Below are 26,699 nucleotides of genomic sequence, written 5' to 3'. Positions count from 1 at the left end.
GTATTTTGAAAGCATCTAACGAAGCATAAAGGACTTTGAAACCCGCCAGAATGGAGTCTCTCAGGTATTCCACTTCTGTGTTACATCGATTTAAAAGGGAACAACCATTTCTACATCAATGTGCCTTAAATTGAAAAACCTGAGAGACTCTGAACTGACCAGATATTTAATGAGATTGGTATAATTATGTGAAATTGGTATTAAAAATAGAACAAAAAGCAAAAAGCCCGTCTATTAAGACGGGCTTTCTATATTTGGCTGGGATACCAGGATTCGAACCTGGGGATGCCGAGATCAAAACCCGGTGCCTTACCGCTTGGCGATATCCCAATAATGCAAATTAATTTTTAACGCAAAGAAGTCATTCATGTTGACTAGAATTTGATGGTACGGGAAGAGAGACTTGAACTCTCACACCTTGCGGCACCAGAACCTAAATCTGGCGTGTCTACCAATTTCACCATTCCCGCATCAAATTTTAACTTAGAGTATACTCTTTTTATTTCAGAGTAAACTTTGGCTTTATTAGCTAGTGTAAGTGCCACTCACCCTACCCAATAAATATGGTAGCAATGGCGGGACTTGAACCTGCGACCCCAGCATTATGAGTGCTGTGCTCTAACCAGCTGAGCTACATTGCCAAAGATGGCTGGGATACCAGGATTCGAACCTGGGGATGCCGAGATCAAAACCCGGTGCCTTACCGCTTGGCGATATCCCAATAATCTTGTCTTACTTTATAAATGGCTGGGATACCAGGATTCGAACCTGGGGATGCCGAGATCAAAACCCGGTGCCTTACCGCTTGGCGATATCCCAATCAAACTTTTTTTGAAATGTCCGCCAAAGCCAACCTTTCGAATAAATGGTACGGGAAGAGAGACTTGAACTCTCACACCTTGCGGCACCAGAACCTAAATCTGGCGTGTCTACCAATTTCACCATTCCCGCACAACACTCTAGTTTAGCATCTTGAGTAGATGGGTAAGAAATAGATGGTAGCAATAGCGGGATTTGAACCTGCGACCCCAGCATTATGAGTGCTGTGCTCTAACCAACTGAGCTATATTGCCACTATTTCTTGCAATCCCTCTTGGCGAGGAACGGGGCGTATTATGCTTATTCAGGTTATCGAGGTCAACTGGTTTTTTTCGCTATTTTCATCAATTCGACTTGTTCGGCTATAACTTCACCAAACTGAATGCCGAATCGACAAAAAAAACCAATTAACTTGCCTTAAACAGCGTTACGACCCTTTTCTGTTTCTTAATAGTACAAATAGGACTTATACATTAAATAAGAAATGCATGACGTCGCCATCTTTTACGACATAGGTTTTACCTTCTACCCGTAATTTACCAGCATCTTTAGCGCCAGCTTCACCTTTGTAAGTAATAAAATCTTGATACGCCATAACTTGAGCACGAATAAAGCCACGCTCAAAATCAGTATGGATAACACCAGCAGCTTGCGGAGCAGATGCGCCAACAGGGACAGTCCATGCACGTACTTCTTTCACGCCCGCAGTAAAGTAAGTTTGCAGGTTTAACAATTCATAACCAGCACGAATAACCCGATCTAAGCCCGACTCTTCTAAGCCTAAATCAGCCATAAACTCTGCCCGGTCATCTGCTTCCATTTCGGCTAATTCCGATTCAATAGCGGCACACACTGGCACAACAATAGCGTTTTCAGTTGCTGCGATTGAACGAACAACATCTAGATGAGGGTTATTTTCAAAGCCATCTTCAGCCACGTTAGCAATATACATGGTTGGCTTAATCGTTAAGAAGTTTAGATACGCCACTGCGGCCAATTCTTCTTTAGTTAACGCTAACGAACGCAGCATCTTGCCTTCATCTAACACTGGACGCATTTTTTCAAGTACGCTTATTTCGAATTTCGCGTCACCATCACCACCTTTTGCGCGTTTGGCTTGACGAAAAATAGCACGTTCACATGCATCTAAATCGGCTAAAGCTAACTCAGTATTGATCACTTCAATATCGCCTGCAGGGTCAATTTTATTGGCTACATGGACAATGTTTGGATCTTCAAAACAACGCACAACATGACCAATTGCGTCAGTTTCACGAATATTAGCTAAAAATTTGTTACCTAAACCTTCACCTTTAGAAGCTCCTGCGACTAGGCCTGCAATGTCAACAAACTCCATTGTGGTAGGTAATATACGTTGAGGTTTTACTATTTCAGCTAACGCGTCAAGACGTGAATCAGGTACAGGCACTACGCCGGTGTTTGGCTCAATAGTACAAAACGGAAAGTTTGCCGCTTCAATACCCGCTTGTGTTAGCGCATTAAACAGCGTTGACTTACCTACGTTTGGCAAACCAACAATGCCGCATTTAAAACCCATATTCTTACCTTTATATGTGTAGAATTATCCCAACGGATAATTATGTCGAAAGTCTGTTAAAGCAAAATTGGTGTGTTTATTCTGCTTTGAACGAATGTAATCTATGCATGGCTTTCGCCATGTCTTGGTTAAATAAAATCTCGGTTGAACGAGCCGCTTCATCAATCGCGGCATTTATCCGCTCTTGCTCTAGTGCTGGCGCTCTGCCTAATACATAACCGCTAACTTTATTTTTATCACCCGGATGGCCAATACCAATACGCAAGCGATGAAAATTTTTGTCGTTCCCTAAACAGGCAATTATATCTTTTAAACCATTATGGCCACCATGGCCGCCACCTAGTTTAAATTTGGCTACGCCAGGCTCCATGTCGAGCTCATCATGTGCAACCAAAATTTCCTCGGGCAATATTCGGAAAAAGTTGGCTAACGCTGCAACCGATTTACCGCTTAAATTCATGTAAGTTGTTGGGATCAACAACCGCACATCTCTGCCATGTAAAACTGCGCGTGCGGTAACACCATAATATTTACTGTCTGGCATTAACTGAACATTGCAAATACGTGCCAATTCTTGCACGTACCATGCGCCAGCATTATGACGAGTTTGTGCGTATTCCGCACCTGGGTTTGCCAACCCAACAATCAGTTTAATGTTACTCATTACAACCTAGTCAGTTTATTAATGCGCATTACTGCCAAGCGCCTTTAATGGGTTACATCAAAATACACATGATGCAAAACGCGGCATTTTAGCACTCAAATGGCTTGTCAACAAACGACAAGTTTAGCCTATGTAAAGTCTACTTAAGCCCAAGGGCATACTTTAATACTTTACGTTTTATGGGTGAGTCGATGTTTGCCAGTTTTAACGCGCCATTGCGCAGTAGTTTCAATGGCAGTAAATCATTACTAAAACCTGCGTAGAACGCATCCATTGCGGTCATCATTAATTGATTATCGTAATAACGTGCCTGTTGATAACGTTTTAGTACTTTGCTTTCCCACCATGTGTCACCCGATCCAATCGCGTCTGCAACCTGAGCCACCAGCACATCCACATCTTTAAAGCCAATATTAACCCCTTGTCCAGCCAATGGGTTAATGGTATGAGCTGCGTCACCAATGATCACCACATTATCTTGGTAATATTGTTGTGCATGACGGCGCGTTAATGGAAAGCTGCCTCGACTTTCGACCGTAAAATGAGGGTCTAAGCGTGAAGGGAAGTGTTGGCGAATTTGCTCAGCTAATTGTAAGTTACTCAGCTGAGACAATTGCTTAATTCGATTGGCATCGTCATACCACACTAGTGATGCATGGTTTCCGGGTAACGGCAACAGGCTTCTTGGGCCTGCTGGTGTAAATTGTTGCCATGTAATTTCTTGTTGTGGTGTTTGAGTGTTGATATTAATTAACATGGCTGACTGGGCATAATCCCATCCTGTCAAACCAATACCTGCCCATTGCCGCACTTGTGAATGTGCCCCATCTGCACCAATTAATAATCGTGTGGTTAATTGGCTATCGTTATCAAGCAAGACTTCAATATGTTGACTCTGCAATTTACGATTAAATGTGTTTACCTTACACGGGCAAAGAAGGTCGACATTATCCATGCGGCGTAACTGCTGCCACAAACTAAGTTGTATAAGCCGATTCTCAAAAAAATAACCTAAATGAGTCTGCCCAATTTGCTCAGCACTAAATGAGGTTAAACAGCCCTCCATTTCCCACGTTTCTAGACCCGTATAAGGAGCGTAACGCATAGTAAGCAGTTCATCCATGACGCCAAAACGGGCTAACAATTGCTCCGATGCCACACTTATCGCAGATACTCGCACGTCTAATGGTTGTTCAAAATGATATGATTGCGGCTCGCGCGGCTCAATAACGGCAACTTTTAAACCCAGCTGGCCAAGTCCAATCGCGGCTGCCGCGCCAACCATACCGCCACCAATAACAACAGCATCATATTCAGTTGAATGGAGGCCATCTGTTGCTGAGAGAGAAACATCTTGCATTGTGAACATATCCCTAAAAAGTGACGCGTAGTACGCCTAATCAATGCATTAAACAAGCTATTGCTATCTATTTAATAGGCAATAGTGATGGATTGAATGAACGATAACTGTCTATATGTCTTTCTCATATTACGAAGGCATATTGAGAAAGACTTACAACCATTACCAAAACATATCATTTATGATGCCAATTATGCCCTATATCACCAAACCACGGAAATATTGCTGTTCTTTAATCGTGACATAAACCCAAACGTGCAAATTCCCCCGAGTCATATGCCTGTAAAATGGTGGTAAAACTTGCCTGTTTCATCGCACAACTAGCCTCTTTTTACACAAAACATTTAACATTACATTTTTTAAGGTTATAAAAAACTTTACATTCAAATAACTGAAACTTGCACTAGTGCTAGCCAGAGCGCCTGACAACAGGTAAAATATCGCGCTATTTTTACTGTTGTTTACCGGCGAGCACTGATGAGTAAAAAACTTCATATAAAAACCTGGGGCTGTCAAATGAATGAGTACGACTCATCAAAGATGGCTGATTTACTAGACGACTATCAAGGGTATACCTTGACAGAGGACGCAACCGAAGCAGATGTACTGCTGCTTAATACTTGCTCTATTCGTGAAAAAGCACAGGAGAAGGTTTTCCATCAGCTAGGGCGTTGGAAGTCTTTAAAAGATAAAAATCCTAATTTAATTATTGGGGTTGGCGGCTGTGTTGCCTCACAAGAAGGTAAAGCGATTAAAGATCGCGCTCAGTGCGTTGATATTATCTTTGGTCCACAAACACTGCATCGCTTACCAGAGATGATTGAACAAATTCAACGCGGCGAAAAAGCAGTGATTGATATCAGCTTCCCAGAAATTGAGAAGTTTGATCGTCTTCCTGAACCTCGCGCTGATGGTCCAACTGCGTTTGTATCGATTATGGAAGGTTGCAGTAAATACTGCTCTTTCTGCGTAGTGCCATACACTCGCGGCGAAGAAGTGAGCCGTCCTTTGGATGACGTTATTCTTGAAGTCGCTCAATTGGCAGCTCAAGGTGTCCGCGAAGTGAATTTATTAGGTCAAAATGTTAACGCATACCGTGGCGCAACCCACGACGATGAAATTTGTACTTTTGCTGAGTTGCTGCGTTTAATCGCATCAATCGACGGTATCGATCGTTTACGTTTTACCACCAGCCACCCAATTGAGTTTACTCAAGACATTATCGATGTGTATGAAGACACGCCGGAATTGGTGAGTTTCTTACACTTACCGGTTCAGTCAGGTTCTGACCGTATTTTAACCCAAATGAAGCGTGGTCATATGGCCATCGAGTATAAATCGATTATTCGTCGTCTACGTAAAGCACGTCCAGATATCCAAATCAGCTCAGACTTTATTATTGGTTTCCCAGGAGAATCGAAAGACGATTTTGCTGATACCATGAAACTGATTGAAGACGTTGGCTTTGACCACAGTTTTAGCTTTATCTACAGCGCCCGTCCAGGTACGCCCGCAGCAGACTTGCCAGATGATGTCAGCGACGATGAAAAGAAACAGCGCTTGGCTATTTTGCAAGACCGTATTACACAACAAGCGATGCGCTACAGCCGTCAAATGCTAGGTACGGTTCAACGTATTTTAGTTGAAGGGCCATCGGTAAAAAAACCAATGGAGCTTCGTGGTCGTACAGAAAACAGTCGTGTGGTGAATTTTGAAGCCCCCCACACACATATTGGCAGTTTTGTTGATGTAAAAATTGTTGATGTCTACACCAACTCATTGCGTGGCGAATTTGTTCGTGGTGAGCATGAAATGGATTTACGTCGTAATTTACGTCCGTCTGATATTTTAGCTAAACATAAGCAAGCTGACGCATTAGGCGTGGTACATTTTAAACCGTAACCGATATTTGGTTGCGTGAAAATGTTTTAAAGGCGGCTTGTCCGCCTTTAATTTTGCCTAAAACCTCCCATATTATGGTAATTCAATAAAGACACTCGTAAACTGTGAACAGTAGCTAATGACACTTGTCATATTAAATTTTTATTGTTCACAATCTAACACTGGAGCTCTATTTGACCACTAAAGTCACCACAATGAACTTGTATCTAGAACCTTCAGATACACGCCGTCTCTCCTCATTATGTGGCCCATTTGATGACAACATCAAACAACTTGAACGCCGCCTAGGTGTTGAGATTATCCATAAAAATAACCACTTCACTATTGTTGGTTTGCCGCGTAATGCCCTTAATACTAATAACTTGTTACGCCAGCTATACATTGAAACCCAAACCGTAAAAGGTAGCACGCCAGACTTAGAGCCTGAAGTGGTTCATTTAGCGATTCAAGAAGCGATTAATCTTGAAGCAGAACAAGAGTCAGACGACAGTATTCATATCAAAACCAAGCGTGGCGTCATTAAGCCTCGTACACCCAATCAAAGTGTGTACATGCATAACATTACTCGCCACGATATCAGTTTTGGTATTGGCCCTGCAGGTACTGGGAAAACGTACCTAGCAGTGGCTGCTGCAGTAGATGCCTATGAGCGTCAGGAAGTACGTCGTATTCTTTTAACACGCCCTGCCGTTGAAGCAGGTGAGAAACTTGGTTTTCTACCCGGCGATTTGAGCCAAAAAGTCGACCCTTATTTGCGCCCGCTCTATGATGCCTTATTTGAAATGATGGGGTTTGAAAAAGTTGAAAAACTCATTGAACGCGGTGTAATTGAAGTCGCTCCACTTGCCTATATGCGCGGCCGTACACTCAATGATGCTTTTATTATTCTAGATGAAGCCCAAAACACCACCGTTGAACAAATGAAAATGTTCTTAACCCGTATTGGATTTAATTCTCGCGCGGTGATCACTGGTGATATAACCCAAATCGATTTGCCTCGCAGCCAGAAGTCTGGTTTACGTCACGCCATTGAAGTCCTCAGTAAAGTACCAGAGATCAGCTTTAATTTCTTTATTGCTCAAGATGTGGTTCGCCATCCTGTAGTGGCAAGAATTGTCGAAGCATATGAAGCATTTGAACAGCAAGAACAAATCGAAAAAGCCATCAAAGAACAGGCTTATCGCGAACGAGAACAAAAACGTCAGCAAGTAGACAAAGAGGAAAGTGCTCAATGAGCCCACAAGAGATAGCATTAGATCTCGACCTACAAATTGCAGTCGATAATCCGCGATTACCGACTCAAGCCGAGTTTGAAACGTGGATTCGAACCGCGATTGGTCAAACGATGACAAGAGTCGAATTGACCATTCGCCTTGTTGATACTGTTGAAAGTCAACAACTCAACTCAACTTATCGCGGCAAAGATAAGCCGACAAACGTGTTGTCATTCCCGTTTGAAGCGCCGCCTGAAGTTGAATTACCTTTACTTGGTGACTTGGTTATTTGCACACAAGTGGTAGAACAAGAATCCATTGAGCAAAATAAACCCTTAAATGCACATTGGGCACATATGGTCATACACGGCTGCTTGCATTTGCTAGGTTATGACCATATTATCGACGAGGAAGCCGATGAAATGGAGTCATTAGAGACCCAACTTATTGAAGGCTTAGGTTTTACTGACCCCTATAAGGAAGCATAAATAAGCAAGTTATATCAGGTAGATAATCTTGTTTAAATAAATATTATGAGTGACGATATCCCCCCGAGTACAAGCGCCCACAAGAAAAGCTGGTTCGATAAGATTAACCAATTATTTCAGGGCGAACCTCAAAATCGCGAAGATTTAGTCGATGTAATTGCAGGTGCAGAAATGCGAGACCTCATTACAGAAGATACTCGCGAAATGATTAAAGGTGTATTAGAGGTTTCCGACCTTCGTGTACGCGACATCATGATCCCAAGATCGCAAATTGTCACCATCCAAATAGACTCAAGCGTTGATGAATTATTAGAAATTGTCATGGATTCAGGTCATTCCCGCTTCCCTGTCGTTAATGAAGACAAAGATCATATTGAAGGCATTTTACTTGCAAAAGACTTGATCAAGTACGGCTTTAAACAGTCAGACGAACCTTTCACATTGGCACAAGTGATTCGACCTGCGGTCGTTGTTCCAGAAAGTAAACGAGTCGATGTATTGCTCAAAGAATTCCGCTCACAACGTTATCATATGGCAATTGTTGTCGATGAATACGGCGGCGTTTCAGGCCTAGTGACCATTGAAGATATTTTGGAAGAAATCGTTGGTGAAATTGAAGACGAATTTGACCATAATTCAGTGGGCGATACTGAAATTAAAAAGATCAGTAGTACCGTCTTTATGGTAAAAGCGCTCACAGAAATTGAAGATTTCAACGAAGCTTGTGGCACTCACTTCAGTGATGAAGAATTCGATACCGTCGGTGGCATGGTATCACACGCCTTTGGTCACTTACCTGAGCGCAATGAAAGCATTGTTATTAACAATATTGAATTCAAAGTCATTAATGCTGATAACCGTCGTTTGGTGCAACTTCGTGTTAAACTACCAGATCCTAATTTTAGTGAAGAATCCGACGACTAAATTGTGCTAAAAACTCAACCTCTATGCTCCTCTTTGGGCATTGTTCGTCTGGCGACAGCATTTATTGCTGGCGCCAGTACGGCACTTTCGTTTGCACCTTATGAAATTTGGGCCATATTCCCTTTAGCGTTAAGTTTTGCCTTATGGCAGAGCCAGACTCTCACCGCTAAACACAGTTTATATTACTGGCTTTGTTTCGGCTTTGGCTGTTTCGCTATTGGCATTAGTTGGGTCCATGTCAGTATTGACACATTTGGTGGCATGCCCATTTTTGTGTCTATCGCCTTAATGGCTTTGCTGGCACTATATCTTGCTATTTATCCGGCGATAACAGGTTACTTACTCAGCAAGTTATCACGCACACCTAAGCGAACGTTAAATCCATACTTAACTTATTTAGGACTATTCCCAGCGCTATGGGTACTTACCGAATGGTTACGAGGCTGGATACTCACCGGCTTCCCATGGCTTTGGGCTGGTTACAGTCAAACATTAGGACCACTGAGTGAGCTTGCCAGTTTTATTGGTGCCTTAGGGCTCAGCTTTGTCGTGGCCATGATGGCCGGTTCATTAATGTTGTTAATGCAAAAACGCATATTTCCAGTATTAATTATATTACCTATGTTGGTATTAAGTGCTTGGGCTGCACCTTTGCTTAACCCTATCTCAACCAATGGTAAAACAGTTAACGTGGCTTTAGTTCAGGGTAATATTGCCCAAAGCATGAAGTGGGAACCCGATGCACTATGGCCCACCATGCTAAAATACATGGATCTCACCCGCGAGCAGTTAGATGATACCTCTAGTGTTGATATCGTTATTTGGCCAGAAGCCGCCATTCCAGCACCAGAATCCATGGTGGAAGACTTTTTAATAAATGCCAACCAAGTCGCCAATATAAATAACACGGCAATTATTACAGGCATTATTAGCCACCAACAACAAAGTTTTTATAACTCGCTCATTGTATTAGGCAATCATCATCAAAAGCACCAACAAAACGCGGATTATGTTGCCGGTAGCAGCAACGAATTTAAAAAACATCACTTATTACCGATTGGCGAATTTGTACCATTTGGCGATTTACTTCGTCCTCTGGCACCGTTTTTTAATTTGCCGATGTCATCATTCCAACGAGGTGACTATACCCAACCTAATTTAACAGCATTGGGCTACCATATTGCCCCTGCAATCTGTTACGAGATCGCCTTTCCCGAACAAGTCAGGGCCAGTGTAACCAATAAAACAGATCTTCTTCTCACCGTATCAAACGATGCTTGGTTTGGCGCATCAAATGGACCATTACAACATATGGAAATTGCCCAGATGCGTGCCATTGAAATGGGTAAGCCATTATTGCGAGGAACGAATAATGGTATTACAGCGATTGTTGATCCACATGGACGAATTACCGATGCTATCCCTCAGTTTGAAACTGGGGTATTAGTCAGCAAGGTTACACTTTACCAAGGTGAAACTTGGTTCAGAAAAGTAGGTCAATTACCCTTGCTAATACTATGCGGGTTATTAATGCTATTTGGCGTAAGAAATTTTTACGTAAATAACTAAACATTGGTAGTGGCATTTAGCTTAACCACGTTATCTCACAAAGACTAACGTGATTAAGCATAAATAAAGTGGTCGATTATGGTGTTAAAGGCTCCCGTGAAAACTCATTATTATCGCATTTTGGGCAATCAGGGATAACCCCAGGAAAATCGATTTGCATTTGGTGACCACACTTATTACAAGTCAGTTTACCTTGATTAATGATTTCCCCAGACTTATAGATACCATGATGTTTAAAATCTTGTAATAGTTCATGCCACTCTACTTGGCTACGGTCAGTTATTTCGCTCAACCATTGCCATAATGTGTTTTCAATCCCAATGACCATTGGGCTATAACTCAAATCATCGGCATGTTCATCATTTAAGAAGGCTTCAATGTCACGCTTTAAAAATTCTTCTACTAATGCGAGTTCTTCATCATCGGCATGAGATTTAAGTTTTACGAACCCCTTCCCCTTAGTCACTGCATCAAATAAATCCTTAGCAGTTAATGAGTTATCTTCTTCAAACATGGCCTTAACCTGTTCAAATAGTGACTTATATAAGGCTAATAGTGCTGAACTTTTTCCACTCATAAGTAATACTCCTTAATACGCACCTTTTTAATACATCACTTCTAGTTTATTCTATGCAGTTATAAATCACGCTGTTGAGCGTTAGATCAAACAATAGGCGGCATAGCCGGAAATAGATTGATGCAAGAGCAATATAATCCCTCAGAAATTGAAGCCTTAGTGCAAAAGCACTGGCAAGAACATAAAACCTTTGAAGTCACTGAAGATGAAAGCAAAGAGAAATTCTATTGTCTTTCAATGTTTCCGTATCCTTCAGGCCGTCTTCACATGGGCCACGTCCGTAACTACACAATAGGCGATGTAGTGGCACGATATCAACGTTTGCAAGGTAAAAATGTTTTGCAACCGATTGGTTGGGACTCATTTGGTCTACCTGCAGAAAATGCCGCGATCAATAACAAGACGTCTCCAGCACCTTGGACCTATGAAAACATTGACTACATGAAGAACCAACTTAAGCTTTTAGGGTTTGGTTACGACTGGAGCCGTGAGATCGCAACATGTACCCCTGAATACTATCGTTGGGAGCAGTGGTTTTTCACTAAGTTGTATGAAAAAGGCTTAGTGTATAAAAAAACATCATCTGTAAACTGGTGTCCAAACGATGAAACAGTATTAGCAAACGAGCAAGTGCAAGACGGTTGCTGCTGGCGTTGTGATACGGAGGTAGTGCAAAAAGAAATTCCTCAGTGGTTTATTAAAATCACTGATTATGCAGAAGAATTGCTTAACGACATCGACACCTTAGATGGCTGGCCTGAACAAGTTAAGGCCATGCAACGTAACTGGATTGGCCGCAGTGAAGGTATTGAAATGACCTTTGCAGTTGCTGACAGTGATGCCACCTTTGATATCTACACTACTCGTCCAGATACATTAATGGGCGTGACCTATGTAGCCATTGCAGCTGGGCATCCATTAGCAGTACAAGCCTCTGAAAATAATCCACAACTGGCTGAATTTTTAGAAGAATGTAAAAATGCTGACACCACTGAGGCTGCGATGGCTTCAATGGAGAAAAAAGGCGTAGCAACGGGCTTACAAGCTATTCATCCTATTTCAGGCAAATTGGTACCTATTTGGGTCGCTAACTTTGTATTAATGAATTATGGCACTGGTGCGGTAATGTCAGTTCCTGCTCATGACCAACGCGATTATGAATTTGCGACTAAATATAATCTTGCGATTGAAGCTGTCATTAAACCGTTAGACGGCGAAGTCGATGTCAGTAAAGAAGCTTACACAGAAAAAGGTGTGGTGTTCAATTCAGGCGATGCATTCCCTGCTCTAGACGGTCTAGACTTCCAAGCCGCTTTTGAAGCCATTGATGCTAGATTAACCGCAGAAGGTAAAGGCAAACGCCAAGTAAATTATCGTTTACGCGATTGGGGTGTGTCTCGTCAGCGTTATTGGGGAGCACCAATTCCAATGGTCACCCTTGCTGATGGTACTGTTGTGCCTACGCCAGAAGATCAGCTGCCAGTTATTTTGCCAGAAGATGTGGTAATGGACGGTATCCAAAGTCCAATTAAAGCCGATAAAGCCTGGGCCGAAACCACAGTCAATGGTCAGCCAGCAACTCGCGAAACAGATACCTTTGACACCTTTATGGAATCGTCTTGGTACTATGCACGTTACTGTAGCCCTCATGCAGACGAAATGTTAGATCCAGCTAAAGCGAACTACTGGTTACCAGTCGATCAGTATATTGGCGGTATCGAACATGCTTGTATGCATTTGTTGTATTTCCGTTTCTTCCATAAGTTGCTGCGTGATGCTGGCTTGGTCAACAGTGATGAGCCTGCAAAGCAATTGCTGACTCAAGGTATGGTATTAGCAGACGCTTACTACTACACCAACGAAAAAGGCGCCCGTGTTTGGGTATCACCTTTAGAAGTAACTGTGGTAGAAAAAGACGACAAAGGACGCATCATTAAAGCAATAGACAATCAAGGTCATGAACTGGTTTACACCGGTATGAGCAAGATGTCTAAATCGAAGAATAACGGTATTGATCCGCAAGTCATGGTTGAAAAATACGGTGCAGATACCGTACGTTTATTCATGATGTTTGCCTCGCCACCAGAATTAACCCTAGAATGGCAAGAGTCTGGTGTTGAAGGAGCACATCGCTTCATTAAGCGCTTCTGGAAATTGGCTAGCGATCATGTTGCTGCAGGTAAAACTGAAGCATTAGATATCAGCAAATTAAACGCCAACCAAAAAGCTTTACGCCGTGAATTACATAAGACAATCGCAAAAGTCAGTGATGATATTGCGCGTCGTCAAATGTTTAACACCGCAGTTGCTTCAGTAATGGAACTCATGAACCATTTGCTAAAAGCACCACAAGAAACGGCTCAAGATCGTGCATTACTTGACGAAGCGTTGTCTGCCGTAACACGTTTGCTTTACCCTATTGTTCCACACATGACATTTACGTTATGGAATGAATTGGGTAACGAAGGTAATATCGAAGACAGTCGTTGGCCAGAGGTTGATGAATCAGCTTTAGTTGAAGACAGTAAACTGATTGTGGTTCAAGTTAATGGTAAAGTACGTGCAAAAATCACAGTTGCTGCCGATGCATCAAAAGAAGATGTGGAAGCATTAGGCATGAGTGATGAACACGTGCAAAAACACACTGAAGGGTTAACAATCCGTAAAGTGATTTACGTACCCGGCAAACTGTTGAGTATTGTGGCTAACTAAGTTGTCTTAAGTTAGGAGGCTAATCAGCCTCCTAACTAAATGCGATAATGATATGCTTCAGTGTTATAACTTACCGCAGGTTACACCGTGGTAAGTTATTTATTTAACCATGCAAATAAACAAGGATGCCTCCCCTCACTATGCTAGCCAAAAAAATCTGTTTAGCCATAATGACATTGGCGCTTCTGAGCACTGCAGGATGTGGCTTCAAACTCCAACGCAGCTATTCTATACCTGCAGAGTTGACCGAGTTACACCTAAGCAGCAGCGATGAATACAGTGAATTAACACGTCTAGTTAGAGACAGATTACGGATCAACCGTATCAGTTTAGTCGATGCCAGCAGCAAAACACCAGTATTGAACTTGATTAATGACTCACTCGAACGAGCGACATTGTCACTCTACCCTACCGGTAATGTTGCAGAGTATGAGTTAATCTATTTAGTGCATTATTCTGTTTCGCTTCCAGGAGAAGAACCACAGCTTTTTGATACCGAAATACGTCGCGACTATCAAGACGATCCACGAACAGCATTAGCAAAAAGTCGTGAAATGGAATTATTAGTTAAAGAAATGCGCGTACAAGCAGCCGATTATATCATTCAAACACTGGCGTCAATCGGGGCAGAGTAATGCGGGTTTATCCTGACCAACTCAAACAACACCTTAAACAATTACCCCAATGTTTTTTACTGTTTGGCGACGATCCTTGGTTAATCGAAAACAGTAAACAGATCATTCTTAAAGCAGCAAAAAAGCAAGGCTTTGAAGAAAGAATGCAGTTAAGTCAAGAAACAGGGTTTAACTGGGGGGATTTAATGCAAGAATGGCAGGCAATGAGTTTATTTGCCAGCCGACGCATTATTGAGCTAACCCTGCCACAAGGAAAACCAGGCACTGAAGGTGCGGCAGCATTCCAAACGCTGTTACAACATTCTAATCCAGATATGCTATTGATAGTACAAGGCCCCAAAGCCAGTGCAGAACAAACCAATAGCAAATGGTTTAAATCACTCGATGCTAAAGGCATATATTTACCTTGTACTACCCCTGAAGGTAAGCAATTCGAGCGTTGGTTAGAGAGCCGAATTACTCATTATGAACTGACGGTGCATCATGACGCTAAAGCCATGTTATTTACACTTTTTGAAGGTAATTTACTGGCAGCTGAACAAGCAATGCAAATGCTACAATTACTCAGCCCTAAGCAAAATATTACCACAGAACAGCTGAGCGAATATTTTGAAGACCAATCTCGGTTTAGTGTATTTCAGCTCTGCGATGCTATTTTAGCTAACCATCAAAAACAAGCACAACATATGTTGGCTCAGTTAAAGGCAGAAGGCACTGCCATGCCTATTTTAATGTGGGCATTATGTAAAGAAATCAACCTGCTACTTACATTAAAACTGGCGATTCACAATGGTGAACAACTCAGCAAATTGTGGGGGCAGTACCGCATTTGGGATAAACGCAAACCTCTCTATCAAGCCGCAATAACACGGTTAGATTTAGACCATATTGAACATATGCTCGCATTCGCATCTTCATTAGAATTAAACTTAAAACAAAAGGGAATTGATGATTGGATTGGCATGAGCCATTTATGCATATTATTTGATCCCCGCGCCCATAACCGTTTAGCTCATATAACATTAACGGACTGATAACCCAACAAGGATAGAGAATGCGTATCGGTATTTTAGGGGGCACTTTCGACCCAATTCATCTAGGCCACATCAATCCTGCTCTAGACGTAAAACAGCAACTTAATTTAGACCAGATTTGGTTAATGCCCAATCATATTCCACCCCATAAAGACACTACGGTAGTCAGTAGCCATCATCGGCTGGAAATGGTGAGGTTGGTGAGCCAACAGTATCCAGATATTAAACTGTGCGATGTTGAAATTGAGCGAGATACCCCTTCATACAGTGTTACAACACTCACATTACTTAACCAAATGTACCCAGACGATGAATTCTTTTTCATTATGGGGATGGACTCATTCATTCAACTGCCACTTTGGTACCAATGGCAATCCTTGTTCAGCTTATGTCATATTGCATTGTGCCAACGTCCTGGTTGGACAATGGACACCCATAGTGAAATGACCAAACAATTGCTATTAAGGCAGGCTGGTGCGGATTACCTAAACTCACCAACCCATACTAAATATGGTAAAATATTCTGTATCAACAGTCAGTTAATCGATATATCCTCTAGTGAAATACGCCAACGTTTAAAGCAAAAGATTGATATCAGCAAAGTATTAACACCAACGACGATCGACTATATCCATCAACATAACCTCTATCGTTAACATGGCTAAAACCACAACCATTAATCTAATAGTTAGCATATCCTGTTAACGAATAGTCACCCTCAAATTAAATCTCGTGTTGTTTAGCTGTGCTTAATTGCGCATTAACAGTGAATTTGAGTATAATACTCCGTTAATTTTTACTTATGAGGTACTTCGCGTGCAAGGCACCGAACTAAAAGATTTCGTTATCGACAAAATCGATGATTTAAAAGCAAAAAATATTACTGTGTTAGATGTATCTAAACAGTCAACCATTACCGATACCATGATTATCTGTACTGGTACATCAAAAACACACGTTCGTTCTATTGGTGAACACGTTATCGTGTCTGCAAAAGACGCCGGAGTGCAGCCTCTTGGGGTTGAAGGCCGAGACAGCAGTGAATGGGTATTAGTTGATTTAGGCTCAGTTATTTTGCATGTAATGCAAGAACAAACACGTGATTACTACGAGCTTGAAAAACTGTGGTCTGAACACAGCGCCTAATGAAATTACAGCTTATTGCCGTTGGCACCAAAATGCCCGATTGGGTTACCCGAGGCTTCGAAGAATACCAACGCCGTTTCCCTAGAGATATGGCTTTGGAACTCGTCGAAATCCCTGCGGGGAAACGCGGAAAAAATGCTGATATCGCCCGAATTTTATATAAAGAAGGCGAATTAATGCTAGCGGCAGTAGCGAAAGGTAATCACATTGTTAGCCTAGATTTACCAGGTAAAAACTGGACAACGCCAGAACTTGCCGAACAAATGACAAAATGGCAGCTCGATGGTAGGGATGTCAGCTTGCTTATTGGGGGGCCAGAGGGACTTTCACCTGCTTGTAAAGAAGCGGCCAACCAAAGCTGGTGTTTGTCGGCGCTCACTTTACCTCACCCTTTAGTTAGGATTATTGTGGCAGAAAGCCTATACCGAGCATGGAGTGTTAATAACAATCATCCATACCACAGAGAATAAGTTCAGTCGCATGTACAACCAGCTTATTGATAATGCTTATCATGTAACTCTTTTTTTCATATTCATCAGCTGATACAGTGACTTTACATCATCTACATTTTTATTTGCTCACGACGGGGATAGCATAAGTGCCGCCAAGAAAGCGCATAACCATGCACGATCATGCCGCAGAGGCCGCGCTATTTAAACGCCGTGCATTATTTACTTTTATCTGCGTATTCATACTGCTCTGTCTACTATTTTCGAATCTTTATCATCTACAGATTGTCTCTTACAAAGACTATGAAACCCGTTCAAATGATAACCGTATCCGTGTTGTACCCACTGCACCAAGTCGTGGATTAATCTATGACCGTCACGGCGTGCTATTAGCCGAAAACCAACCTTATTATTCTTTAGAGTTGATCCCTGAAAAAGTCAGAGATATTACTGCGACCTTAGACGAGCTGAATACCTTCATTGAACTCTCAGAAGATGAGCGCGATAACATCACTGAAACCTTAAAATTTCATCGTCGTTTTAAACCATTAACCATCAAAAGTAAGTTAACCGACGAACAAGTCGCTATTTTTAGTGTTAATCAATATAAATTCCCCGGGATTTATGTTGAAGCAGGCCTCAAGCGTCATTATCCTTACAATGCATTAATGACTCATGTACTGGGTTATGTCGGTAAAATTAATAGTCGAGATAAGGCATTACTTGAAAAAACCAATCAGTGGAAAAACTATGCAGCAACCAAAGACATAGGTAAACAAGGTATTGAAAAGTTCTATGAAAGTTTACTTCATGGTATGCCAGGTCACCTCGAAGAAGAAGTCAATAACCGTGGCAGAGTTATCCGAACACTCAAAGTGACCCCTCCAACTCCAGGACAAGATATCTACCTCACTTTGGATCTCAAATTACAACAAAAAGCCATGGAGCTGCTTGCGGGTCGTCGAGGTTCCGTTGTTGCAATAGATCCTAGAGATGGCGGCGTATTAGCGATGATATCAAGTCCTTCATATGACCCAAACCCCTTTGTTCATGGCATTAGCTCTAAAGCTTATAACGACCTATTAAATGACAAGTCACGTCCATTGATAAACCGTTCAACGCAGGGGCAATACTCCCCAGCTTCAACTATCAAACCGCATGTAGCGCTACTTGGGTTAGAAGAAAAAATTATTACCGAACGCACACGAATTTGGGATCCAGGCTATTGGCAAATGCCGGGGGTAGATCGCAAATGGGGAGACTGGAAAAAATGGGGCCATGGTTGGGTAGATATTTACCATGCCATTGTCGATTCATGTGATATTTTCTTTTACGACCTCGTCTATAAAGTAGGCATTGATAAATTAGCTATTTTTATGGAACCTTTTGGGTTTGGTAAAAGTACTGGTATTGATATTTTTGAAGAATCCGATGGGGTGCTGCCATCACGAGACTGGAAAAGAATGCGTTACAATCAACCTTGGTATAACGGTGATACGATTTCAGTCGGTATTGGCCAAGGATATTGGACTACCACGCCATTGCAACTTGCGAATGCTGTTACGATCATGGCTAATAAAGGCAAGCGCTTTACGCCTCATCTATTAAAGTCATTTAAAAATAGTACCGTTAAAATTGATTCACCTATTGATGAACTTCCACCAATTGAATTAAAAGACCCTCATAATTGGGATATAATCAATGAAGCAATGCGTCAAACCGCCGATAAATCGCGCTTTACCGATGCCACTTACACCGCCGCAATGAAAACCGGTACGGCACAGGTATTTAGCGTTGCCAAAGATCAAAAGTATAATGCCGATACGATCGCTGAACATCTGCGCGACAATGCATTAGTTGTTGCTTACGCCCCTTATGAAAAGCCACGTATTGTACTAGCAGTTGTATTAGAAAACGCTGGTTGGGGGGGCGCCAATGCTGGCCCACTCGCGAGAGCATTGCTCGATGAGTATATTTTACGCGACGAATGGGCGGTAAAACCGTGAATAATCATGCATATCAAAAATCGTTTTGGCAAAAAATACACATAGATGTGCCATTACTTATCGGTATTGTCATTTTAATGAGCTTTGGCCTTTTTGTTATTTATTCTGCCAGTGGAGAAGATCCTGCAATGATGGAGCGTCAACTTGTTCGTATGGCATTGTCATTAGGGGTCATGTTTTGCTTTGCACAAATCAATCCCGAAATTCTCAGGCGCTGGGCTTTACCTATATATCTTGCTGGGATTGCACTACTCATAGGTGTTGAACTATTCGGTACCATTAATAAAGGTGCCCAACGCTGGCTAAACCTAGGGTTTATGGAGTTTCAACCATCTGAACTCATAAAATTAGCTTTCCCAATTACCATGGCCTGGTACATCAGTAAGTTTCCACTGCCACCGAAGAAGCGTTATTTAGCCGGTGGGGTCATTATTTTATTGATCCCGACATTATTAATTGCAAAGCAACCTGACTTAGGCACATCTATTTTAGTGGCGGCATCTGGAGTGTTCGTACTGTTCCTCTCGGGCATGAGCTGGTTAATTGTTGGCGGATTTGTCACTGCCATTCTGATCTTTTTACCTGTATTGTGGTTTTTCTTAATGCACGATTACCAACGTACTCGAGTATTAACCTTATTTAATCCTGAACAAGATCCTTTAGGTGCGGGTTATCATATTATCCAATCTAAAATTGCAATAGGTTCTGGTGGACTTTGGGGTAAAGGTTGGCTTGATGGTACTCAATCACAGTTAGAATTTTTACCAGAGCGACATACTGATTTTATTTTTGCGGTAATTGGAGAAGAGTTTGGGCTTATTGGCAGTGTCGTTTTATTAGCAATGTACTTATTTGTCATTGGTAGAGGCTTGGTCATTGCCTCACGAGCACAAACCAGCTTTGCACGTTTGCTGGCAGGAAGTATCACCCTAACATTTTTCGTCTATATTTTTGTTAACATTGGCATGGTATCAGGTATTTTGCCTGTGGTAGGCGTACCTTTGCCACTTATCAGTTATGGTGGAACCTCCATGCTGACGTTAATGACAGGCTTTGGTATTTTAATGAGCATTCACACCCACAGACGATTTGTCGATAGATAGGATTAACGTTAACCATGACAAGAATAACCATTCAAATTGCCAGCTTAGCATTACTTATTAGTACTATTTTTGACGCCAATGCCGTAAGCCAAACAGATACACAAGCTTTGCAAGATAGCTTTGTTGCCGAACAGATAAAGCAAGGATTTGATCAACAAGACGTCGAGCAGTTTTTAGCGTCTTCAACCTTCGATCAAACCATTATCGATGCGATATCAAAACCTTGGGAAGCCAAACCTTGGTATCAGTATTTCCCTATATTTTTGACTGAAAAACGATTACAGAAAGGGCTCGAATTCTGGCAAGAAAATCAGCAAACAATTGATAGAGCTGCAAAACAGTTTAATGTAGATCCACAAATCATTGTTGCCATTATCGGTATTGAAACCTTTTACGGTGGCTACATGGGTAACCATCGAGTTCAAGATGCGCTCTATACCTTAGGCTTTCACTATCCGCCTCGAGCTACTTTTTTTCGTAGCGAATACGCCAACCTAATGGCGTTAATAAAAGAAGAAAAACTCAATAACGACACTTTAAAAGGCTCATATGCTGGTGCGATGGGTTATGGTCAATTCATCCCTTCAAGCTATCGTCATTACGCCGTCGACTTTGACGGCGATGGAAGGCGTGATTTATTAACCAGTAAAGCGGACGCTATTGGCAGTGTTGCTAATTATTTCCATCAGCATGGTTGGCAAAAAGGTCTGCCAGTAGCATTGTTATTAAATCACACATCAACTTCGGCTCCAAAAACCAAAGTGTGGACCAAAGAAAGGCTGCATTACAAAGTCTCTGATATTTTAAGCCCAACATTAAGCTTGGCAAACAACCAAGATATTGATGCATCACAGGCGGCTATGTTAATTAAATTGGAGCAACCAGAAAATAGTGAATACTGGTTAGGGTTGAAAAACTTCTATGTGATCACTCGTTATAATCGCAGCCCATTATATGCCATGGCGGTATATCAATTCAGCCAACAACTTAACGCCCATTATTTATCGGTCAACCAACATGCTAATTAATTACCGTTTTGTTTTGTTAGCCATTTTCAGCAGTGTATTACTGATCAGTTGCTCGTCAAATGATGTCACTCAGTCTTCTGGGAAAAAAAGCCGTTATCAAATGGCAAATGACCGTTATCCCGATGATGCCCCAGATGTCAGCCTTGTAAAAAATGCTCAACCTAAATATGAACCTTACAGCAGACAAGGTAATCGAAACTACACTGTATTAGGCAAAAATTATCAAGTACTCGACACAGGAAAGGGATTTAAAGAGCAAGGTCATGCCTCATGGTATGGTGCAAAGTTTCACGGCCATTTAACCTCAAATGGTGAAACTTATGATATGTACACTATGTCTGCAGCGCACAAGAATTTACCCTTACCCAGTTATGTAAAGGTCACCAATTTAGATAACAATAAACAAATCATTGTTCGTGTTAATGATCGAGGCCCCTTTCATCATGGCCGGGTGATTGATCTTTCTTATGCGGCGGCTTATCACTTAGGTATGCTAGCCAAAGGAACAGCAAAAGTTGCCATCGAAACCGTATACATTCCCTCTCCGCAAGAACGAGTCATCAGCGATTTAAAAGATATTAACAACCACTATATTCAAGTTGCAGCGTCTCAAGATAAGCTACGTATTAATATGTTGGCTAAGCAGCTAGAAACGAAATACTCGGTAGCCTCACGTGTAACATCAATCAATGGCATGCACAGACTACAATTGGGACCTATTGGGCAAATCCACCTTACCAATAAATTACTCGATCGCGTTCAAGCAGATGGTTACCCACAAAGCTTTATCGTGCCGTAAAAACATAAAGGGCTTTATTAAAGTTCATTTACATAGAATGAATGAACCTTAATGCGAAATGATTGCCTACTAATGTATAATCAGTAAAATTGTATAATCAATAACATTATACAGATTGATTTTTGTCTTTTCTTCGACTAAATAGAGACGTGCTAACTTCATGATGACTTCTAAAACAGTTCCTTTAACATCTATGCTCATCGCATCACTTGTGTCTTTCTCTTCAATGGCTGCAACACCGCAACCTGATGCACGTCCAACACCCAACAGAGCTCCAATGGTGACTCCAGATGCACCCAGTGTTGCAGCGAAAGCTTATGTGCTAATGGATTATAATTCTGGCAGAGTCATTGCCGAAGAAAATGCCTACGAAAGTTTAAATCCAGCAAGCCTGACAAAAATGATGACCAGTTATGTGATTGGCCATGAAATTCGTGAAGGTAATATTTCATTAGATGATGATGTCACAATTACCAAAAATGCATGGGCAAAAAACTTCCCTGACTCATCAAAAATGTTTATTGAAGTCGGTAAAACCGTCAAAGTACATGATTTAAATCGCGGTATTGTTATTCAATCAGGTAACGATGCGTGCGTTGCTATGGCTGAACATATCGCTGGAACAGAGGGTGCATTTGTAGATTTAATGAACTCATGGGCCAAACAGTTGGGTATGCAAGACAGTTATTTTGAAAATTCACATGGTTTGGATTCTGAAAATCATAAAACTACAGCCTATGATATGGCTATTTTAGGCGCCGCGTTGATCCGCGATGTACCTGAAGAGTATAAAGTTTATTCTGAAAAGTCTTTTACCTATAACGGAATCAAGCAGTATAACCGTAATGGTTTATTATGGGATAAAAGCTTAAATGTAGATGGTATTAAAACTGGCCATACATCTGGAGCAGGTTACAATTTAGTCTCTTCTGGTACCAGCGAAGGTATGAGACTTATTACAGTGGTAATGGGTACAGCAAGTGAATCTGCACGTAAAGCAGAAAGCAAGAAGCTACTCAATTATGGTTTCCGTTTCTTTGAAACGATTACACCTTACAAAGCTGGCGATACCTTCGTCACTCAAAAAATTTGGTATGGTGACAGAGAAACAGTTGATCTAGGCGTGATGACTGATACTCCAATTACGATTAGTCGTGGTAAGGCAAAAGATTTACAAGCTAATTTTGAATTAACCAAACAATTAACAGCTCCACTCGCTAAAGGCGAAACTGTAGGCAGGGTATTTTTCCAGCTTGACGGAAAAGACATCGCTCAATTTCCACTTGTGACATTAAATGAAGTTCAAGAAGGTGGTTGGTTCAGCAAGTTAATGGATTACTTTAAGCAGATGTTTGCAAGTTGGTTTGAATAACGAAATTGATTTATATATTTTATCAGTGAATCAACCAATTAAAGCCGCCTAACCAGTGGCTTTAATTTTTTCAGATCAATCAGGCTTGAATCGGGTATAATCGCCACCATATAAGTAACACCAAAACAGAATTGAGTAAGCTGATGCTAAATACAACGTTTGACCAAGTGATGGAATTCCCAAATTCATGCCCTTTCAAAGTGATTGGTGACGCAGACGATACATTAGCCGATCGTGTTGTTGCCGTAGCACAACAACTTGCTCCTGGTGATTATGTACCAACAGTAAAAGCATCCAGTAAAGGCAGTTACTATTCAGTGACCATTCGTATAACCGTGACCAGTAAAGAGCATATTGAGAAAGCGTATATCGATCTTGCCGCTATTGATGGTGTAAAACGCGTTCTATAATCGCAAAAGAGTCAGTATTCGCATAAAACTTGAGTATAATACTCAGGCATTACTATTAGTGTGAATATACATTTATCTGGGGAGACGTTGCCCTTGCAAGCACAAGCACTGCACATTCGCCACCTGGGCATGCAAGAAGACTATGAGTCTATATGGCATGCGATGCAGGAATATACTGATAATCGCGATAGCAACAGTCATGATGAGTTATGGATTGTTGAGCACTCGCCGGTATTTACCCAAGGCCAAGCAGGTAAAAGCGAGCATATTCTTAACCCCGGTAACATTCCTGTCATCCAGGTAGACCGTGGTGGTCAAGTGACTTATCACGGCCCAGGTCAATTAGTGGTTTATCCACTTATCGATATTAAACGTAATAAACTAGGCGTTCGCCAATTGGTCAATAATATTGAACAAAGTATTGTCGATATGCTGGCCGGTTATGACATTGAAGCTTATGCCAAAGCAGATGCACCAGGCGTTTATGTTAATGAAAAGAAAGTCGCTTCATTAGGGCTGCGTATCCGTAAAGGTTGTTCATTCCATGGGTTAGCACTCAATGTCGACATGGATTTAGCGCCGTTTCAACGCATTAACCCTTGTGGTTATGCCGGTTTAGAAATGGTGCAATGTAAAGCCTTAGGTGGACCGCAAACCGTGCTCGAAGCCGGTGATAAATTAATCCAAACCTTTAGCCAAGTTATGGGCTATCAACAACTTGTACATCATCAAGGATTAGCAGAATAATGAATAGGCCTGAAAGATTACAACCAGGTGTAAAACTACGCGACGCCGAAAAAGTAGCGCGTATTCCTGTCAAAGTGGTTCCATCAGAACGTGAAACAATGCTCCGTAAACCTGATTGGTTACGAGTTAAGTTACCGGCGTCTAACCAGCGTATTCTCGATATTAAATCAGCCTTGCGTAAAAATGGCTTACATTCAGTGTGCGAAGAGGCATCATGCCCTAACCTAGCGGAATGTTTTAACCACGGCACCGCAACATTTATGATCTTAGGGGCTATCTGTACTCGTCGTTGCCCATTTTGTGATGTTGCCCATGGTCGTCCATTAAAACCTGATGCACAAGAGCCATTAAAGTTAGCTCAAACCATCAAAGACATGAAGCTTAAATATGTGGTAATTACCTCAGTGGACCGTGATGATTTACGTGATGGTGGCGCGCAACATTTTGCAGATTGTATTCGCGAAATTCGTCTATTAAGCCCAGAAATCAAAATCGAAATCCTAGTCCCTGATTTCCGTGGTCGTATTGATGCAGCACTGGATATATTAGCGACTGAGCCACCAGATGTGTTTAACCACAATTTAGAGACCGCTCCAGCTCATTACCGTAAGGCTCGCCCAGGTGCAAATTATCAGTGGTCATTAGATTTACTTAAACGCTTTAAAGAGCGTCACCCAAATGTGCCGACAAAGTCTGGTTTAATGATGGGGTTGGGAGAAACTAACGATGAAATCGCCCAAGTATTACATGACTTACGCGCACACAATGTTGAAATGCTAACTTTAGGGCAATACCTACAGCCTTCTAAGTTCCATTTACCCGTAGAGCGTTATGTACCGCCTGCAGAATTTGACGAATTAAAAGCCCTCGCTGATGATATCGGCTTTACTCATGCAGCATGTGGCCCATTAGTTCGTTCAAGCTACCATGCAGACTTACAGGCTCAAGGTAAAGAAGTTAAGTAGTAGTCTCAGAGCAATTAACTTCTTTGGACAACGCAAAAAAACAGCGCAAAAGCGCTGTTTTTTTGTATGGCTTAAAACTTATTATCCATCAATATAGCATCCTCGTTACCATCATCAGTTTGATAGTAACGCTTGCGGCGGCCTGACTCTTTAAATCCTACTTTCTCGTACAAGCTTTTTGCCACGTTATTCGACTCGCGGACCTCTAACATCATAACCACAGCATCAGCTTGCTTAGCGTCATCCAATACCTTTCTAATAAGCAACAAGCCAAGCCCTAAACCTTGATACGATGGATCAACACAAATATCAAGCAGTGTTGCTTCATCGATAATTTGTTGCACTATAGCAAAACCTATTAGTCGACCTTGTTGCTTTAAGCCTATTGTACAATATAAGGGGCCAAAACAATCCGCTAGGCCAGCTTCAGTCCATGGATGCGAATGAGCCTTGGTCTCAACACTTGCCATATCAGAAACATCTTCAAGAGATAAACGGGTAATGGCGTAAGATTCAGTGTTGTGCATGTATATCCTTACCGTCTGCATAAGACTTATCAATAAAGTGGGATATTTGCAGCCACAGTTGACGCTTTCCTTCAGGATGATTTGCAAGATCAGTTATAGGGGCACTGACAACCCATGCTACACGGGGTCGTACTTTGATTTTTCGCATATCCCATACCACTTGAGGGCCTTTGACCATTTCAGAATCAAACTCACACAATTCAATATCAACCCCCAATAAACGCAAGACATCGGCAATGAGCGTTTCATCAGTAAGATCCGCATCGAGATCATGCAAAACCAAATATGGCTTTATTGGCTTATCAGCACTACGCCAACGCGTAATGCTCATCGCATCTAAAAAAGCAAATTTATCCATTAGGTTCTCAAAAGATATTTTTATTCAATGAGCAGCATATCAGCTTAAGTAAACTGAGTGGTATTTTATACCAAACACAATTGAAGTGTGATCTATTTTAGCCAGTGTCACAGTGCTAAGTACAATTCAAATATTGTTAGTTTAACGTGTTAAATTAAAGCATATGAGTCAATAATTGATGTAATGACACCGCCTCAAGGTGAGGAATTGGTATAATACCAATCCTATTAAATATGTGATCTTTCAGCGGGAGTTCAAAGTGCTGTAGGCAAGGCAGATGATTGAAGCGAATAGTGATTCTATTTTGAAAGCATCTAACGAAGCATAAAGGAC

Annotated in this window: 25 protein-coding genes and 7 tRNA genes; 19 read left to right on the top strand and 13 right to left on the bottom strand. The window is 41.6% G+C overall.

Features of this window, described 5'->3' with window-relative positions:
* Nucleotides 1-255 precede the first annotated feature (255 nt).
* The 10 genes from ACWXWT_RS12155 to ACWXWT_RS12110 all read right to left on the bottom strand — a co-directional run bounded on the left by ACWXWT_RS12155 (nt 256) and on the right by ACWXWT_RS12110 (nt 4,410).
* Nucleotides 256-330: transfer RNA gene (locus tag ACWXWT_RS12155), tRNA-Gln, on the bottom strand.
* A 55-nt stretch (nt 331-385) separates the two neighbouring features.
* A tRNA-Leu gene (locus tag ACWXWT_RS12150) sits at nt 386-470 on the bottom strand.
* 94 nt (nt 471-564) lie between these two features.
* Nucleotides 565-641 (bottom strand) — tRNA-Met (locus ACWXWT_RS12145).
* A gap of 5 nt (nt 642-646) precedes the next feature.
* Nucleotides 647-721, bottom strand: a tRNA-Gln gene (locus tag ACWXWT_RS12140).
* Nucleotides 722-744: 23 nt separating this feature from the next.
* Nucleotides 745-819 (bottom strand) — tRNA-Gln (locus ACWXWT_RS12135).
* A gap of 47 nt (nt 820-866) precedes the next feature.
* A tRNA-Leu gene (locus ACWXWT_RS12130) sits at nt 867-951 on the bottom strand.
* A 45-nt stretch (nt 952-996) separates the two neighbouring features.
* Nucleotides 997-1,073: transfer RNA gene (locus ACWXWT_RS12125), tRNA-Met, on the bottom strand.
* A gap of 212 nt (nt 1,074-1,285) precedes the next feature.
* A complete protein-coding gene (gene ychF / locus ACWXWT_RS12120) occupies nt 1,286-2,377 on the bottom strand; it encodes a redox-regulated ATPase YchF (protein ID WP_456041844.1) in 1,092 nt (363 codons plus the stop codon).
* Between the two features lie 76 nt (nt 2,378-2,453).
* The gene (pth, locus tag ACWXWT_RS12115; protein WP_456041843.1) at nt 2,454-3,041 is read right to left on the bottom strand and encodes an aminoacyl-tRNA hydrolase; all 588 of its coding nucleotides are present in this window, start codon (nt 3,039-3,041) and stop codon (nt 2,454-2,456) included.
* 139 nt (nt 3,042-3,180) lie between these two features.
* Nucleotides 3,181-4,410, bottom strand: a complete 1,230-nt coding sequence (locus ACWXWT_RS12110) for an FAD-dependent monooxygenase (RefSeq protein ID WP_456041842.1) — start codon at nt 4,408-4,410, stop codon at nt 3,181-3,183.
* A gap of 468 nt (nt 4,411-4,878) precedes the next feature.
* Here ACWXWT_RS12110 and miaB point away from each other — a divergent pair, with 468 nt between their 5' ends.
* The 5 genes from miaB to lnt all read left to right on the top strand — a co-directional run bounded on the left by miaB (nt 4,879) and on the right by lnt (nt 10,498).
* A complete protein-coding gene (gene miaB, locus ACWXWT_RS12105) occupies nt 4,879-6,303 on the top strand; it encodes a tRNA (N6-isopentenyl adenosine(37)-C2)-methylthiotransferase MiaB (protein WP_456041841.1) in 1,425 nt (474 codons plus the stop codon).
* Between the two features lie 173 nt (nt 6,304-6,476).
* On the top strand, nt 6,477-7,538 hold the full coding sequence (locus ACWXWT_RS12100) for a PhoH family protein (RefSeq protein ID WP_456041840.1): 1,062 nt from the start codon (nt 6,477-6,479) through the stop codon (nt 7,536-7,538).
* Nucleotides 7,535-8,005: an rRNA maturation RNase YbeY gene (gene ybeY / locus ACWXWT_RS12095; protein WP_456041839.1), complete on the top strand. Its 471-nt coding sequence runs from the start codon at nt 7,535-7,537 to the stop codon at nt 8,003-8,005. Before ACWXWT_RS12100 ends, ybeY begins: the two co-directional genes overlap by 4 nt.
* Nucleotides 8,006-8,050: 45 nt before the next feature.
* Nucleotides 8,051-8,929, top strand: a complete 879-nt coding sequence (gene corC / locus ACWXWT_RS12090; RefSeq protein ID WP_456041838.1) for a CNNM family magnesium/cobalt transport protein CorC — start codon at nt 8,051-8,053, stop codon at nt 8,927-8,929.
* 3 nt (nt 8,930-8,932) lie between these two features.
* Nucleotides 8,933-10,498, top strand: coding sequence for an apolipoprotein N-acyltransferase (gene lnt / locus ACWXWT_RS12085; protein WP_456041837.1), 1,566 nt, complete (start codon nt 8,933-8,935; stop codon nt 10,496-10,498).
* Between the two features lie 76 nt (nt 10,499-10,574).
* Here lnt and ACWXWT_RS12080 read toward each other — a convergent pair whose 3' ends face one another.
* A complete protein-coding gene (locus tag ACWXWT_RS12080; RefSeq protein WP_456041836.1) occupies nt 10,575-11,075 on the bottom strand; it encodes a zinc ribbon-containing protein in 501 nt (166 codons plus the stop codon).
* Nucleotides 11,076-11,195: 120 nt separating this feature from the next.
* On the opposite strand from ACWXWT_RS12080, the gene leuS reads away from it, so the two are divergent.
* From leuS to lipA, 14 genes are all read left to right on the top strand, one after another.
* Nucleotides 11,196-13,787: a leucine--tRNA ligase gene (gene leuS, locus ACWXWT_RS12075; RefSeq protein ID WP_456041835.1), complete on the top strand. Its 2,592-nt coding sequence runs from the start codon at nt 11,196-11,198 to the stop codon at nt 13,785-13,787.
* A 140-nt stretch (nt 13,788-13,927) separates the two neighbouring features.
* Nucleotides 13,928-14,422 (top strand): LPS-assembly lipoprotein LptE, encoded by a 495-nt coding sequence (locus ACWXWT_RS12070; RefSeq protein ID WP_456041834.1) that lies wholly within the window; start codon nt 13,928-13,930, stop codon nt 14,420-14,422.
* A complete protein-coding gene (gene holA, locus ACWXWT_RS12065; protein WP_456041833.1) occupies nt 14,422-15,456 on the top strand; it encodes a DNA polymerase III subunit delta in 1,035 nt (344 codons plus the stop codon). Before ACWXWT_RS12070 ends, holA begins: the two co-directional genes overlap by 1 nt.
* Nucleotides 15,457-15,476: 20 nt before the next feature.
* Nucleotides 15,477-16,112, top strand: coding sequence for a nicotinate-nucleotide adenylyltransferase (nadD, locus tag ACWXWT_RS12060; protein WP_456041832.1), 636 nt, complete (start codon nt 15,477-15,479; stop codon nt 16,110-16,112).
* A 160-nt stretch (nt 16,113-16,272) separates the two neighbouring features.
* On the top strand, nt 16,273-16,602 hold the full coding sequence (rsfS, locus tag ACWXWT_RS12055; RefSeq protein WP_261732039.1) for a ribosome silencing factor: 330 nt from the start codon (nt 16,273-16,275) through the stop codon (nt 16,600-16,602).
* Nucleotides 16,602-17,072, top strand: coding sequence for a 23S rRNA (pseudouridine(1915)-N(3))-methyltransferase RlmH (gene rlmH, locus ACWXWT_RS12050; RefSeq protein WP_456041831.1), 471 nt, complete (start codon nt 16,602-16,604; stop codon nt 17,070-17,072). Before rsfS ends, rlmH begins: the two co-directional genes overlap by 1 nt.
* Before the next feature lie 128 nt (nt 17,073-17,200).
* Nucleotides 17,201-19,057: a penicillin-binding protein 2 gene (gene mrdA / locus ACWXWT_RS12045; protein ID WP_456041830.1), complete on the top strand. Its 1,857-nt coding sequence runs from the start codon at nt 17,201-17,203 to the stop codon at nt 19,055-19,057.
* The gene (rodA, locus tag ACWXWT_RS12040) at nt 19,039-20,160 is read left to right on the top strand and encodes a rod shape-determining protein RodA (protein WP_456041829.1); all 1,122 of its coding nucleotides are present in this window, start codon (nt 19,039-19,041) and stop codon (nt 20,158-20,160) included. Before mrdA ends, rodA begins: the two co-directional genes overlap by 19 nt.
* 14 nt (nt 20,161-20,174) lie before the next feature.
* Nucleotides 20,175-21,188 (top strand): lytic murein transglycosylase B, encoded by a 1,014-nt coding sequence (gene mltB / locus ACWXWT_RS12035; protein WP_456041828.1) that lies wholly within the window; start codon nt 20,175-20,177, stop codon nt 21,186-21,188.
* On the top strand, nt 21,178-21,987 hold the full coding sequence (locus ACWXWT_RS12030; protein ID WP_456041827.1) for a septal ring lytic transglycosylase RlpA family protein: 810 nt from the start codon (nt 21,178-21,180) through the stop codon (nt 21,985-21,987). The genes mltB and ACWXWT_RS12030 overlap by 11 nt, the downstream gene beginning before the upstream one ends.
* A 160-nt stretch (nt 21,988-22,147) precedes the next feature.
* Nucleotides 22,148-23,359 carry a serine hydrolase gene (locus ACWXWT_RS12025; RefSeq protein ID WP_456041826.1) on the top strand — a complete coding sequence of 404 codons (1,212 nt, stop codon included), beginning with the start codon at nt 22,148-22,150 and terminating at the stop codon, nt 23,357-23,359.
* Between the two features lie 143 nt (nt 23,360-23,502).
* Entirely contained in the window at nt 23,503-23,769 is a 267-nt protein-coding gene (ybeD, locus tag ACWXWT_RS12020; protein ID WP_456041825.1) for a DUF493 family protein YbeD, read from the top strand.
* A 93-nt stretch (nt 23,770-23,862) separates the two neighbouring features.
* Nucleotides 23,863-24,516: a lipoyl(octanoyl) transferase LipB gene (gene lipB, locus ACWXWT_RS12015; protein ID WP_456041824.1), complete on the top strand. Its 654-nt coding sequence runs from the start codon at nt 23,863-23,865 to the stop codon at nt 24,514-24,516.
* Complete coding sequence (gene lipA / locus ACWXWT_RS12010) at nt 24,516-25,481, top strand: lipoyl synthase (RefSeq protein ID WP_456041823.1); 966 nt, start codon at nt 24,516-24,518, stop codon at nt 25,479-25,481. Before lipB ends, lipA begins: the two co-directional genes overlap by 1 nt.
* A 71-nt stretch (nt 25,482-25,552) precedes the next feature.
* On the opposite strand, the gene rimI is transcribed toward lipA, so the two are convergent.
* Both rimI and ACWXWT_RS12000 read right to left on the bottom strand, forming a co-directional pair.
* A complete protein-coding gene (gene rimI / locus ACWXWT_RS12005; RefSeq protein ID WP_456041822.1) occupies nt 25,553-26,008 on the bottom strand; it encodes a ribosomal protein S18-alanine N-acetyltransferase in 456 nt (151 codons plus the stop codon).
* Complete coding sequence (locus tag ACWXWT_RS12000) at nt 25,995-26,366, bottom strand: hypothetical protein (protein WP_456041821.1); 372 nt, start codon at nt 26,364-26,366, stop codon at nt 25,995-25,997. The genes rimI and ACWXWT_RS12000 overlap by 14 nt, the downstream gene beginning before the upstream one ends.
* Between the last annotated feature and the right edge of the window lie 333 nt (nt 26,367-26,699).

Source organism: Shewanella sp. A22 (genome assembly GCF_053850585.1).
This window is presented reverse-complemented; position numbering and strand designations above follow the sequence as displayed.

Coding starts and splice junctions, on each gene's coding strand:
- ACWXWT_RS12080 (WP_456041836.1), bottom strand. CDS start 11,075: ATGAGTGGAAAAAGTTCAGCACTATTAGCCTTATATAAGTCACTATTT.
- leuS (WP_456041835.1), top strand. CDS start 11,196: ATGCAAGAGCAATATAATCCCTCAGAAATTGAAGCCTTAGTGCAAAAG.
- nadD (WP_456041832.1), top strand. CDS start 15,477: ATGCGTATCGGTATTTTAGGGGGCACTTTCGACCCAATTCATCTAGGC.
- rimI (WP_456041822.1), bottom strand. CDS start 26,008: ATGCACAACACTGAATCTTACGCCATTACCCGTTTATCTCTTGAAGAT.
- rodA (WP_456041829.1), top strand. CDS start 19,039: ATGGGCGGTAAAACCGTGAATAATCATGCATATCAAAAATCGTTTTGG.
- miaB (WP_456041841.1), top strand. CDS start 4,879: ATGAGTAAAAAACTTCATATAAAAACCTGGGGCTGTCAAATGAATGAG.
- corC (WP_456041838.1), top strand. CDS start 8,051: ATGAGTGACGATATCCCCCCGAGTACAAGCGCCCACAAGAAAAGCTGG.
- ACWXWT_RS12030 (WP_456041827.1), top strand. CDS start 21,178: ATGCTAATTAATTACCGTTTTGTTTTGTTAGCCATTTTCAGCAGTGTA.
- ACWXWT_RS12025 (WP_456041826.1), top strand. CDS start 22,148: ATGATGACTTCTAAAACAGTTCCTTTAACATCTATGCTCATCGCATCA.
- rlmH (WP_456041831.1), top strand. CDS start 16,602: ATGAAATTACAGCTTATTGCCGTTGGCACCAAAATGCCCGATTGGGTT.
- holA (WP_456041833.1), top strand. CDS start 14,422: ATGCGGGTTTATCCTGACCAACTCAAACAACACCTTAAACAATTACCC.
- ACWXWT_RS12000 (WP_456041821.1), bottom strand. CDS start 26,366: ATGGATAAATTTGCTTTTTTAGATGCGATGAGCATTACGCGTTGGCGT.
- mltB (WP_456041828.1), top strand. CDS start 20,175: ATGACAAGAATAACCATTCAAATTGCCAGCTTAGCATTACTTATTAGT.
- ybeY (WP_456041839.1), top strand. CDS start 7,535: ATGAGCCCACAAGAGATAGCATTAGATCTCGACCTACAAATTGCAGTC.
- ACWXWT_RS12110 (WP_456041842.1), bottom strand. CDS start 4,410: ATGTTCACAATGCAAGATGTTTCTCTCTCAGCAACAGATGGCCTCCAT.
- ybeD (WP_456041825.1), top strand. CDS start 23,503: ATGCTAAATACAACGTTTGACCAAGTGATGGAATTCCCAAATTCATGC.
- ychF (WP_456041844.1), bottom strand. CDS start 2,377: ATGGGTTTTAAATGCGGCATTGTTGGTTTGCCAAACGTAGGTAAGTCA.
- pth (WP_456041843.1), bottom strand. CDS start 3,041: ATGAGTAACATTAAACTGATTGTTGGGTTGGCAAACCCAGGTGCGGAA.
- lipA (WP_456041823.1), top strand. CDS start 24,516: ATGAATAGGCCTGAAAGATTACAACCAGGTGTAAAACTACGCGACGCC.
- ACWXWT_RS12070 (WP_456041834.1), top strand. CDS start 13,928: ATGCTAGCCAAAAAAATCTGTTTAGCCATAATGACATTGGCGCTTCTG.